Source organism: Arenibacter aquaticus, from assembly GCF_003957295.1.
In the GTDB taxonomy this organism is placed as follows: Bacteria; Bacteroidota; Bacteroidia; order Flavobacteriales; family Flavobacteriaceae; genus Arenibacter; species Arenibacter aquaticus.
Genome location: NZ_RQPJ01000001.1, coordinates 696,566 through 709,736, shown reverse-complemented (window position 1 = coordinate 709,736; position 13,171 = coordinate 696,566). Strand labels below are relative to the sequence as shown.

The following is a 13,171-nucleotide window of genomic DNA, read 5'->3' as shown; positions in this document are numbered from 1 at the left end:
GTTTTGTGGTCTTGCCCGGCTAAATGGCAACAGACTTTTTCCGGGCAGGTTTCACAGAACATCAAAGAAGATTAACCACAAAACAATTCACCATGAGAACTTCAGTCATCTTAATCAAACAACTTTTAACAGTGCTGCTTGTAATAACGGTGTTAGCCTGCAGTAAGGAAGAGGAACGCTACGTAGAACCTGACGCCGTTGATATCTGTAATGAAAACCCCTGTGACAACCCTGCACAATGTCCCGATGCCTGTAATGCCGACAACACTGGCAACACGGGGAATACCGATTCCCATATCTCCAAGGAAGATTTCAATCCGGAAGGTAAGGTAACTGAAACAGACGATGGCTATATCGTAGAAGGAAAACTGACCATGGAAACCACATCTGACGAAACTGTGGTCTTTACCGAGGCAGCACTGGACATGCGCTTCAATGAAGATGGAACCTTAAGGAGCGTCAGCGGATCTGTGGAGATTCCCTCTCCGTCCAACTATTTTGAATTTGCCGACCCCATACGTGCAGATATTGGCTATTTTTCAGGGAAATTCCTAAATGACAATAGGGATTTTGAAATTATACTGAAAGAGGATCGTTCCTACTGGGTATTTGCCATTGCGGCCTCCTTTGAGCTAAGCTTGGGTGCCAATGACGATGAGGATGCGACCAAACCTTTGTCTATTTCACCACCCGTTGGAGGGCATATTACATATATAGCAGATTACTCGGACCCTATGTTTTTCTTTTCCCAGGGTAAAGATAGTGGGCTTGGTGGTGACAGTGGCAATGACGGCAACGGTAGTACGGGTAGTGATGGGGGAGACGGAAGTAGCTTAATGTCGGCGAGTTTCGGGCTTTCAAAAAACGCCAACCTTCTCTATGAGCCTACTATGCCTGTTGAGAACCTTGTGTCCTTCGATGCCAAAAGGGTTAGGGGAGGCACCTTCTCATTCTGGGGCGTATTTGAGGCCAGCGGCCTGCTATATGAATACAAGGAGTTTGGGGGAGACCTTTTTCTTTCCGATCCCCTGGAATCTGAAATATCCTATGACTACCGTTCCGGAATCAATGGAACGATTGATTTTTCGTTGGATATTACTTCTTTTATATCCTTTGGTTTTCCCATAGGGGCAGGAAGTACGGCTGTTGTCGCCGAAGCGGTTACGGATGGCACAATTTTGGCAAAAGCCTTTGTCAATGGTCTGGTGGACCCGGATCTCTCATGGTGGCCCGATTTTATCCCGGTAAAGCCAAATGGGCATCTGCATACCTATGGGTACGCAGACCAGACCGGTATTTTTGACATAGGTCTGTCAGGGAGGTACGAAATAGAAATGCCTTCGGGGACACAGGCGCTGGAGGGATCCATGACGGCAACCAACGATTCCTTAAACCTGAATGGTGCAGTTACCATTGAGGATGAAATCTGGGGTGCTTCTATGGTATTTACCAAAGAAGAGACCAGCTGTATTGCCAGCCAGCCGACAAACTTTGCCGATGGTATTTCTGAAACCGTCACCGGGCAAATTGATATGGCGATTGAGACCACCGAAAAAGCGTTGGAGGATGTAAAAAAAGCCAATGAAACATATGAATTTGAGTTGAGCCTACGAGGGCTGCGGGCCGCCTTGCCAACCATTATAGACGACGCAAAGGAAGCGATAGACGATGCAGTAGCCGCTGGAATTAAAAGTGGCCGTGAACAGGCCGATAAGATTCTTGATGAAAATAATCGTGCACTGTGCAGCGATAATATCTCCTCCAAAGTAAATGGATTGGTGAAACCCTATCAGGATGCCCTGGACCGATTAAAAGATGCGGTGGATGAATCCAATGACACTGCCCAGACCAGAACTGAGCTGGAAGCGGCCCTGCGCAACCTTGCAGGCCTCAACAAGATAGATAAGAGTACCACCGTTACCATTACGCATGGGAATAAGAAAATCCTGGGGGTGCCTAAATGTACCCAAACAAGCGATGCTAAACGCACCGTAAATATCAACGCCACTATCCTTAGTAGTACCCAAGTGTCCCAACTTAATGAGGCTGCCGAGAACGTACAGTACATTGCCGAAGCAGATGGCATCCGTTTTGACGCCCAACAGCTACTGGATAAATTACCCTCTATGGATGAGTTGGAGCGTTTAAAAGACAATATTGAGGCCTGTGTGGCAGAGCTTACGGATAAAATTGGGGATGTGGGGTTCGTATTCAATCATGATACTAAGGAGTTTAGGCATTTTATGGTCATTAACGGAGAAGAAAAGGAAGTGGCGGCCTTTAATATCTTCAACGGCGATGAATTGATTTCCAATGCGAGGTTGGAACTGAATATGTGCAATACCTCGGATGAACTGTTTAAGCTCAAAGAAGCGGCCAAACTTCGGTAAGGATATACGTCATTTAAAGGAAGCCCCGGGACGCAAACCAGGGCTTTTTTATTTTTTACCCGTTTTGAGCGAGAAGTTTACCCTGAGCGGAGGCGAAGGGAGCCCAAGAGGGGGAGCTTTTTATAGAAAACCAATCTATTTGTTTAGGTTGGATTTTTTTGTTTAGAGTCTTTTTTATGGGGCTTTCCATAAGAATATCCAATTCCTAAATACTTTCGCCAAGATTGTTTTAGGGTGTATATTCACCCCTAAAAAGGTACACTATTCGGTACCCTATAAAAATCTTTAGGTATCCCATTACAACTCCGGATGTTTGCCCATTGTTTAATTTAAACTACAGGGAATGAATCAGGAAAATATAAAGATCCTGTTCTTCATGAACAGGTCCAAAGAAAATTCAAAGGATGTATGTCCTTTATACTGTCGAATTACCTACTCAGGAAGACGTAAACAGTTCTCTACGGGTATATTTGTTGATCCCGGGCATCGAGGTGTATTGTGATAGTTGAACCCCTTACAGTGTCTTAGAAAGCCTATGGATATAAGAAGATATTGTTCTAAATTAACGTAAGCATATACACCCTATCCGATTTTTGCTTTACGATCATGTTCCGAGCACTACTAAAATCGGACAGGGTCCAGGCGCAATGTTCTTGGGTAAAATTTCGGTATGTGTAAGTTCCGTAAAACGATTTTTTATTGTAAAGGAGGACAAACATAATATACCGAAACCTGCCGTTGGTTATCGATTTAATCTGATAATTCTTTAATAATCAAATCTGTTCCAGAGTAAGAGTTGTCGTTTAACAGGTGCCAATGTCTTATTCGTGGGATTTTAATTCCATTTATAATTATAATTTCATCAAAGTAAATTCTCTCTCCCTCATCTGGTTTTTCTGGGAAAATAATCTCTACTCCCTTTATCCTCATATTTGATTTTGATATATATAGAATCCAATTTTTCGATATCACAGTATCTTTTAGTTCCATTTCTATTTTATAACATTCCTCTTCATTAAAAATGCTTACTGATGTATTTATAATTTCCTTGTAAGAATCTTTAAGCGACATGGGCAGACCATAAAGTAATTTATAGAAATTCTTATAGCCGATATTTCTAAATGCATCCAATCCATATTTATCAATCAATACGGTGTCAGTTACTATATTACCGTCCAACAACACAAAACTATTTCCGCTACTGTCTATTATATGTTCGGAAATATACTGATCTCTGTTTCTTGATAGCTTAAAAGAGTTGGAAGAATTGTTTAATTCCAAAATAGAATACCGATGAGGATTAGCAATCCTCGGTTCTTGGATATGTATAAAAAAATTGTTTCTACTCCATCGATTCAATGAGTCGTGCTCAATTATTGATTGATTTAAAACACGCTTTCCATCAAGTATATTTTCTTGCTTACATCCAAATATTAAAAGAGTAATAATTACTAAAAAGGTTTCTTTCATATCATTGCGTAGTAAGGTTGCATTTTTAATTCTTGTAACTATTTAAGTTCGGCTTTTTTCCTCTACTGCGCCTCCTTTATTTTTATTGACCCTCACTTTGCTGTTGCCAAAGTTGTATGAAAAGGAAAGCGTAGCAATCCTGCTATCACGAACACTGCTAAAATCTTCATTGATATTTCCAAAGTCTGTAAATCCTCTTGGATAGTATTTCCAAAATATATCAGTAATTGCAAATTTCACTTTTCCATTGCCATTGAATATTGATTTTTGAACGCCGAAATCTATTTTCCATCGTGAATAAAAACTAGTTATTCCGAAATTGTATAGGGGTTGGTAAAATCCATTGAGTTCGGTAGACCAATCGTTACCAAACTTATAGGTATTATATGACCTTATTCTAAACGCAGAACCTTTCTCGCTTAGATTAAATCCGCTAACATCCCCAAAAAATTCATTATAGAAAAACTCCAGATCCCATCTACTTGTAATCGATTTAAGAGGCTTCAGGGTTATACTCGTATTTAATCCTACATAATTGTAATCATCGATATTTACCAGCTGAACTGAAGTTGATTGGTTTTCATCATCCTGAATCAGTACTGGTATAATTCTGTCTGATGTATTACTGAAGCTTAAACTGAAATCCAACCAGTTGTCATAATTGTAGATCAATTCTATGTTACTTGCGATTTCCGGTATTAATTCAGGATTGCCAACTCTAGATGTGGTAATATCTACAAATGTCCTAAACGGGCTTAATTGATTATAATTAGGCCTGTTAACCCTTCGGCTTGCATTAAAGCCGAATGTGTTTTTTTCAGAAGGTTTATACTCTAAAAAAATGTTTGGGAAGAGTTGAATATAATCCCGCTTAAAATTGATGTCAGCATCTATTTGTTTACCTTCAATATTGGTGAGTTCAGTCCGTAGCCCCAACTGGTAAGTCCATTGGTCTTTGGACAGTTTCCAATTTATATAAGTTGCATTTATATTTTCTTGATATTCAAATTGGTTACTATAAATTTCATTAGGTGTTGTACTGCCTGCAACTACATCAAAATAATCTAAATCATTTTTGTTGGTCACAAAACTGGATTTTAGTCCGAATGACAAATCTCCAATCTTATTTTTCATTAAATTCAGGTCAACTTTTAATACTAAAAGATCTAGGCTTCCATCTATCTTTCCAGTTAAAATTTCAGAAGTTTCATTTTCTGTACTATTGGTGATGAATTTTTGAACGGCATCAGTATTGTAGGTTGCATAATCCGTGTTAAGGATAAAGTTTCCCTTATCATCTTTCAAATTGGTTTTATAATGCGCATTTACTGCAAAATTAACGCGATTGTCTTTTGAATCTGTTGCGGTCATAAATGAGCCGGTTTGAATGTTTTTGTCATCAAAAATTACAGAATTTCCATTGGCATCCTGGTCGGCTTTGGACCAATTGGTGGTAAGATCGGCACCAATTTTAGAACGTTCCCCAATACTGAAATCCATCCCTATATTTGCGAGGTAGGCATGGGTAGGTGTTTTGGATTTGGAGTCCTGATCATATGTTTGTTTCACGTTCCCATTCTCAGAGAACCTTCTCATTGTAAATAATCGGTTGTAACGCTGGTCAAAATTATGGTTAAGTCCTAAATAAAGGGACGTTTTCGAATCTCTATAATTTAAGGACAGGCCTTCTGATGTCCTATGGTAAACTCCTTGGCCATACGTTGTGTTTGCACTACCGTTGGTTCCTAAATTGCCGTTTCTTTTTAGGACAATGTTTACCACACCAGCAGAACCTTCAGCATCAAAAGCGGCCGAAGGGTTATTTATGATTTCAATTCTTTCTATTTGTGTTGAGGGAATTGATTGTAAGTAATTGTTTAGATCGGAAGCAGATAATCGCTGTTGCATTCCGTTTATTTGGACATTTACACCTGTTCTACCCCGAAGCGATATACCATTGGCTTCTATAAAAAGGCCTGGAGATCTTTCTAAAATTTCCAGCCCGTTACTACCAGTAGCTAAAATACTATTGCTAACATTAACGACTAGCATATCCGTACGCCTCTCTATTAGGGGCTTTTCTGCTGTAATCACCACTTCGTCCAATACAAGTTCATTGTTTTTCAGAGTAATGATTCCCAAGTCAATAGTAGAAGTAGCCGTGCCTATGGGCCTAACTACCTCTTTATATCCCAAGGATTGCAGTTTTAGATGGGTAGCTGATATTTGGGAGCTACTCAATATAAAGACACCATTTATATCAGTAACTGCTCCAATTATAAAAGTGCTGTCGGCTTTGAGTAGTAAGGCATTCACAAATTCCAGCGGAGCATTGTTACTATCTACTACCTTGCCTGTTATGGTTACATCTTGGGAGCTGGAGAATATTGGGAATACCAAAATTAATAGTAAAAGGGTGGACTTTACATTCATCGTTTTGGTTTTTATGATACTTTAAACTCTTCGTTCAGGGATTTTTGGGTTATATAGTAATTCGGTAGCTATAACTATAACATTAGTTTGGAGGGTTACTTTACTTTCTTAACATTCGGTATTTCCGTATTGTTTACCTTTAAGAGGTAGTGATCCTTTTGAGGGGTTATGGATAGGAGTGCCCCCATTTTACGATCTAGATTGTAAGCCTGCAATTTATTTTCCCCTATTGGGTAGAGCGATAACTCTATGGGACCAATCACATCAAAATTAGCTCCTAGACCCGCAAAGTGACCGTTTTCGGTTATTAAGCTTAAAATTAAGCATTCATCATCAAAATCTGGGTCGTCACTCAATGCCACTTGCGTTACATAGGCATTTTTATTGTTTTGGGACAAGAATGATTTTACTACTTTATATTTCGGATTTTGGAAGCCTTCCATTTTTATCTCATTTTTAATCTCTCTTTCCAATATTTTTGAGGCTTGGGTAAAGGAGAAACCGCTATAGTCATTCTCTTTGAAGGCTTTGTCAAAGGCGTTATGAAATTTTTCGTTTAACTGCATAGCCGGACTATCAGGGCCGTAATTTTCCGGGTCTGAGATTATATCCAATAGTTCCTGATTATCTACCATTAGTGCAATGGTTCCAGAATTGTCTTTTATTTTGAAATGCTGACCGGAGGGAAGTTGGTAGGTCCCTGACAAGTTTTTGGTATTCGCTTCTACAGTTTTAAACTTTGGTGGTAGGGGGATTTTCTCACCCATTGCCAGTGCTTCTATATCGCCCCGTACTACTGTAAAGCCCAATTTTCCATTGATGGTGGCATTGGTAAAGAGCATGGTTATTATATTGTCTTGTACAAACCATCGCAATTCGGCCGACAATCCTATAGTACTGCCACCATCGTGTTGTCTTAATGCACCATCATCCAATACGTCCCATCCATAACCATAATCGTTCTTGTAAGGTGTCCACATTTTTTCTTTTGCCTTATTTGAAAGTATTTCTTCGGTTTTCAATGCTTTTATCCATTTAACCATATCTGAGGTCGTAGATAAAATGCCTCCATTGCCTTTTAGATGCCAAGTAGGTTTTGTAAAACGTTCGGTGGAACCATTGTTTTTGTTGCCATTATAGATGTGAACAAAATTGGATTTATCCCATTTGGGAAGGCTATATCCTGTCTTATCCATCCCCGCAGGAGTGAAAAGATGGGTGTTTAGGAATTCTTCATAATCAACTCCGCTTAGCTTTTCAATAATTATTGCCAGTAAGGAATAGCCAACATTGGAATAGTTGAAATTCTCTCCGGGATTAAATTTTAAATCTGAATTTAAGGCTTGTTTAAGGTAGTCTTCCTTGGAAATCCAATTAAAATCACCTCCAATAGCCCCTTTTAATCCAGAAGTATGGGTAAGTAGATGGTGGAGGTTAATATCGACCTTGTCTTGAGGAACCTGTGCAAAATGAACTGATAATTTGTCCGTAGTTTTTAATTTGCCCATCATTTCCAATTTCATAATAGCAGCTGCGGTAAACTGTTTGGTTAGGGAACCGGTGGAAAAAACCGAATAGGCGGTGTTTTTTTTCTTGTTCCCCCTATCGGCATAGCCATACCCTTTATTTAATAGGGTTTCACCATCTTTATATAGCATTACTGCTCCAGAAAAACCTAAGGATTCCGCTCTATTTAGATACTCGTCCAATGTGGTTCCAACGTTTTGCTGACCGTTACAAAGAAAGCTTACTGTAATGCAAAGGATTAAGAGGATTGTATTTTTCATACTGCAGGATTTATAGATTTTTTAAGTTGAAATAGCACGGTAGACCGATAAGGGATTCCAATGGATTTGGAATGTCTTGCTCATTACAAGATTAAGAACACTTCTAAAACTTTTAAAATGTTTGTTATGTAATGAGGGTAAAAGGGCCTAAATAACGGCTGATTGTTATTTGACCTCAAATTTCCAATGCAGGTTGTTTATGGTTCAATAGATGTTGTTTGTAAAACAGTTGAAGTCATATTCACTATAAATGCTAATTTTATAGATAAACGAATGACTCATGCTTCGAAAAGTTTTCATCGTAATTTTACATATTCTCTTCTGGACCCTTAGTTATTATGTGGTTACCAGAATATTTGGGGTATCCACCGTTGAAATTATTGAAGAGGAAATTAACGGCTTGGAAGAAAAAATCCTCATAACTTTTGACCATAGATTCACCTTGGCGACAGCGATTACCGTTACACTATGTGCTTTGGTATTTTACACCAATACTATGCTGTTTTTAAAATCCTATTTCCGAGATAAAAATACCAGGTCATATCTTTTGAAAATTGGGGTTACATTTTTTTTATCGATAGGATTAAGTATTGTTTTAAATAAATACATTAGCTATTCGGAAGATATAAGAAAGGAAGTTTTCTTGTTTCCATCCTTTGGTTTACATATGGCTCTTTTTGTATTTTATACGGTGATATCCTTCGCCTATGCATTTACGTTGGAGTGGTTTAAAAATGAGAAACTTAGGAATGAGATTTCCCAGGAAAAACTTAAGACGGAATTAAATTTCTTAAAGGCGCAGATCAATCCACATTTTCTTTTCAATACCTTAAATAATTTATTCTCCATCTCCCAAAAACATAAGATTGATGAAATTACTACCGGAATAAGCGAATTGTCCAATCTAATGCGGTATATGATATACGAGAGTAATTCGTCCTTTGTGTCATTAAAAAAAGAAGTTGATTACATTGAAAGTTTTATAGAAATTCAGAAGTTGCGATATGATGAGAATGATTTTGTAATCAATTTTGATAAAAAAGGAAGTCTAAGCCAAGTAAAGATTGCACCTATGATTTTATTGCCTTTTGTGGAGAATGCGTTTAAACACGGGTTTAATATAAACGAAAGTTCCATAATAAATATGATGGTAGATGTTACAAACGGGAATATCCGCTTTAAGGTGGTGAATAAAACGTTTGCCAATAATGGTGTTTCCGATAGTGCATCCGGTATTGGATTGGCGAATGTTAAAAGACGTTTAGATTTAATTTATCCCCATTCACATACCCTGGAGATCTTAGAAACAGCCGATAGGTTTGCGGTAGAATTGAATATTGATACACATGGATAGTATAAAAGCTATAATAATAGATGATGAACCCAAGGCTATTCAGGTTTTGCAACGCTACGCTGAAGAAACGGATATAGTAGAGGTGATGGCTAGTTTTAGAGACCCGGTAAAAGCCATTGGTTATTTACAACAAAATAAAGTAGACCTTCTTTTTTTGGACATTAATATGCCAAAATTAACAGGGATGGAATTCCTGAATATATTGGAACAAAAACCCAAAGTGATTTTTACCACGGCTTATTCGGAATACGCCTTGGAGAGTTATGATTATAATAATGTTGATTATTTATTAAAACCCATAAGCCTTGAACGCTTTTTAAAAGCGGTTGCTAAAGCCCAAAATTTAATTTTCCCAGAGATCACCCTAAGAAGCAACCCGCCAAAGGAGATAGAGCGGGATAAAACCATATATATTAAAAGTGGGCCACAACTTTATAAGATCAACACCAAAGATATTTTGTACTTGGAGAAAGAAGGGAACTACTTAACGTTTCATACCAAAACCAAGAAAATACTATCCAGACAAAATATGAAAGATATTTTTGAGCTGTTAAGTACCGAGGAGTTTATTCGGGTGCACAAGTCCTATATCGTTTCAAAAAGACATATGGAAATTATTGAAAGCCATCAGATAGGAATTGGATCAATAAAAATTCCGGTTGGCAGAAGTTATAGGGAGCAGGTTATGAAAATAGTCGGATGATTTTCACTGTTATAAGTTTCTGAATCTTTTATTATCAATGATGTGAATGTTCCAAGTAATAAAAACTCGGAATAGTTACCTCTTGAGGTCTCTTGTTTTACTTGCATGCGAAATTGGGAATTGAACAGTAGACCTATGGGTTAGGTCAAATATTGTTGGGCACAGATTTTAAAAAAATCTATGTTGTAGATAGTTGGTAGTGGGATATTCTGAAGCATAGCGTGGACCCCAAAACTGTTTCTTGATTCCTAGTAGGTCAAGTACTTCTTTTTTTTGCACAAAAAGTGAATCTACCACAAACAAAGGCTCCGCATTGCTGCGAAGCCTGTTTTATCTATTCACTGTTACACATTTGTAACACCCATAACACCTAGCATCTTTAGGGTCCTACTATCCTGTCATGGGCCATTTGATATAGATCTGCCAGTTCCTTTCCAGGATTCTTTTGACGAACGGTTTCCAAATAGTGCAACAACTCTTCTCGTTTACCTTTTTTATGGGCATCGTACAATATGTCCTCTATGGTATGGCTCATATTTTAATTTTCTATTTCGTGAATTACCTTTAATGTCTTTAGCATGGAATCCGGTGTTACCGAAACCGTATCTATACCCTCTTCTATCAAGAATTGGGAGAAATCTGGAAAGTCGGACGGACCTTGACCACAGATTCCCACCTTGGTCTTATGTTGCTTTGCTGTTGTAATCAACATTTTAATCATGCTTTTTACGGCACAATTGCGCTCGTCGTACAAATGGGCAACCAAACTGGAGTCCCTGTCCAGCCCTAGTACGAGTTGGGTAAGGTCATTGGACCCTATTGAAAAGCCATCTATCATAGGTGCAAATTCATGGGCCAGGATTACATTGGAGGGCAATTCTGCCATCAAATAGATTTCCAGACCACGTTCCCCTCGCTTAAGTCCGTTTTCTTCCATGATCTGCAATACCTTGCTGAGTTCCTGCGGGGTCCTACAAAAAGGAATCATTACCGTAATATTTTCCAAACCAAATTGGTCCCTTACCATTTTAAGTGCTTTGCACTCCAAGACGAAGGCCTCTTTAAAAGTCTCGGAATAATAGCGTGAGGCTCCTCTCCATCCAATCATGGGGTTTTCTTCCTTGGGCTCAAAATGGTTCCCGCCCAAGAGATTGTAATATTCATTGGTCTTAAAATCGGACAATCTGGTGATTACCCTGTTGGGGTAGAAGGCAGCACCTATTTTCCCAATTCCTTGTGCCAATTTATGTATAAAGAAAGCCTCTTCCGATTCATAGCCTTTAATCAGGTCTGCAATAGAATTGGAAAGCGCCGAATCATTGAGCTCCTTGTGCTTTAGCAATGCCAATGGATGTACCTTTATGTAATTATTTATTATAAATTCTTCCCTTGCGAGGCCAACCCCTGCATTGGGGATCTTTCTGTATTGGAAGGCTAGTTCCGGAGAACCTATATTCATCAACACTGGTGTTTTGGTCTTGGGGAATGCGGTGTATGCAGTCTCGTGCAATTTGTATTTAATTTTCCCTTCATATACCTTTCCAACATTGCCCTCGGCACAGGAAACCGTGATATCCTGTCCGTTTTGGAGTAGGCTAGTGGCCGTGGCCGCGCCCACAATAGCGGGAACACCAATCTCACGTGCCACAATAGCGGCATGACAGGTTCTTCCCCCTTTTTCGGTAATGATGGCCGCGGCTTTTTTCATAAGGGGTTCCCAGTCCGGATCGGTCATTTCGGTAACCAAAATATCCCCCTCCTTAAAATCGGTCTCGTCGGCACTACCATCCCTTCCGTCCAAAGAAAAGATACGATGTACCTTGCCATTGCCAATCTTATCACCTACGGCAACCCCTTCTAGAATAAGCTTTTTTTTCAAGCAGCCTTCCCCTTCAATTTCATATTCCTTAATACTGGCTGTTTGCTCCTGTGAGTGAATGGTCTCCGGTCTTGCCTGCACTATGTATAGTTCATTGGTGAGTCCGTCTATGGCCCATTCTATGTCCATAGGGCACCAAGTTCCTCTTAGGGTACTATAGTAGTTTTCTATTTTTTGTACCCATTGTGCCAATTGCAAAATTTGGGTGTCCTTTAGGCAAAAGGTATCCTGTATTTTTTTATCAACCGGAACCTGTTTAACAGTCTCAAAGGGCTTATTGCCATAGACCATTTTATGTGTTTTTTTGCCCAGTTTTTTATCTATTATGGCGTTAAACCCTTTTTGTAGTGTGGGTTTGAAAACCAAGAATTCATCCGGGGAGATTTCACCACCAACTACCAGTTCCCCTAGGCCATAGGCACCGTTGATAAGCACTACATCTTTGAACCCGCTTTCTGTATCCAAGGAAAAAGCTACGCCGGAGGAGCCCAGATCGGAACGCACCATTTTTTGCACACAAACCGACAGTTTAATGATAAAATGATCGTAACCACGGGAAGAACGATAGGAAATAGCCCTATCTGTGTAAAGGGAGGCAAAGCAACTTCTTATGGCTGTTAAGAGCATTTCTCCCCCACGGATATTCAAATAAGTGGATTGTTGACCGGCAAACGAGGCATCTGGCAAATCTTCTGCAGTGGCAGAGGAACGTACAGCAATATCCGTAGCTTCCTGATTGTATTCTGCAGATAGGGCATAGTAGCATTCCAAGATGGCTTTTTCAACAGAAACAGGAAATTTACCATTGGAAATCAGTTTGCGAATGTGGGAACCAGTCTTGCGCAACTGAATAATATCCGTGGTATCCAACCCTTCCAAAGCGGCGTTTATCTTTTCCTTTAAATGGTTTTCATCAATAAAAGCATCAAAGGCATCCACTGTGATGGCAAAGCCATTAGGGACTTTGATATTTTGGGCCGTAAGATGTTGAATCATTTCCCCAAGGGAAGCGTTCTTGCCGCCTACCCTGGGTAAATCATCTATACCTACCTCACTTAACTTCTGGATGTACTTTTTTGCATTGCTCATAGGTCTAATTTAGCTGTTGTTCTTTTTACGAAATCGTTTGCGTAAAGCGATAAAAAAATTATTTCA

The 13,171-nt window shown here is 39.2% G+C and carries 9 protein-coding genes; 4 read left to right on the top strand and 5 right to left on the bottom strand.

Annotated elements, in window-relative coordinates:
- Positions 1-92 precede the first annotated feature (92 nt).
- Positions 93-2,390, top strand: a complete 2,298-nt coding sequence (locus EHW67_RS02670; RefSeq protein ID WP_126160788.1) for a hypothetical protein — start codon at positions 93-95, stop codon at positions 2,388-2,390.
- A gap of 343 nt (positions 2,391-2,733) precedes the next feature.
- Positions 2,734-2,892, top strand: a complete 159-nt coding sequence (locus tag EHW67_RS20305) for an Arm DNA-binding domain-containing protein (protein WP_158285060.1) — start codon at positions 2,734-2,736, stop codon at positions 2,890-2,892.
- A 248-nt stretch (positions 2,893-3,140) separates the two neighbouring features.
- Here EHW67_RS20305 and EHW67_RS02665 read toward each other — a convergent pair whose 3' ends face one another.
- The 3 genes from EHW67_RS02665 to EHW67_RS02655 all read right to left on the bottom strand — a co-directional run bounded on the left by EHW67_RS02665 (position 3,141) and on the right by EHW67_RS02655 (position 8,080).
- Positions 3,141-3,860: a DUF6503 family protein gene (locus EHW67_RS02665; RefSeq protein WP_126160787.1), complete on the bottom strand. Its 720-nt coding sequence runs from the start codon at positions 3,858-3,860 to the stop codon at positions 3,141-3,143.
- Between the two features lie 42 nt (positions 3,861-3,902).
- Positions 3,903-6,293: an outer membrane beta-barrel protein gene (locus tag EHW67_RS02660; protein ID WP_126160786.1), complete on the bottom strand. Its 2,391-nt coding sequence runs from the start codon at positions 6,291-6,293 to the stop codon at positions 3,903-3,905.
- Positions 6,294-6,388: 95 nt separating this feature from the next.
- A complete protein-coding gene (locus EHW67_RS02655) occupies positions 6,389-8,080 on the bottom strand; it encodes a serine hydrolase domain-containing protein (protein WP_126160785.1) in 1,692 nt (563 codons plus the stop codon).
- 280 nt (positions 8,081-8,360) lie between these two features.
- Between EHW67_RS02655 and EHW67_RS02650 the strand changes: the two genes are divergently transcribed.
- Both EHW67_RS02650 and EHW67_RS02645 read left to right on the top strand, forming a co-directional pair.
- Positions 8,361-9,434 (top strand): sensor histidine kinase, encoded by a 1,074-nt coding sequence (locus EHW67_RS02650; protein WP_126160784.1) that lies wholly within the window; start codon positions 8,361-8,363, stop codon positions 9,432-9,434.
- Positions 9,427-10,137 (top strand): LytR/AlgR family response regulator transcription factor, encoded by a 711-nt coding sequence (locus tag EHW67_RS02645; protein WP_126160783.1) that lies wholly within the window; start codon positions 9,427-9,429, stop codon positions 10,135-10,137. The genes EHW67_RS02650 and EHW67_RS02645 overlap by 8 nt, the downstream gene beginning before the upstream one ends.
- A gap of 379 nt (positions 10,138-10,516) precedes the next feature.
- On the opposite strand, the gene EHW67_RS20300 is transcribed toward EHW67_RS02645, so the two are convergent.
- Both EHW67_RS20300 and ppsA read right to left on the bottom strand, forming a co-directional pair.
- Complete coding sequence (locus EHW67_RS20300) at positions 10,517-10,672, bottom strand: hypothetical protein (protein WP_158285059.1); 156 nt, start codon at positions 10,670-10,672, stop codon at positions 10,517-10,519.
- A gap of 3 nt (positions 10,673-10,675) precedes the next feature.
- Complete coding sequence (gene ppsA, locus EHW67_RS02640) at positions 10,676-13,105, bottom strand: phosphoenolpyruvate synthase (protein ID WP_126160782.1); 2,430 nt, start codon at positions 13,103-13,105, stop codon at positions 10,676-10,678.
- Positions 13,106-13,171 lie beyond the last annotated feature (66 nt).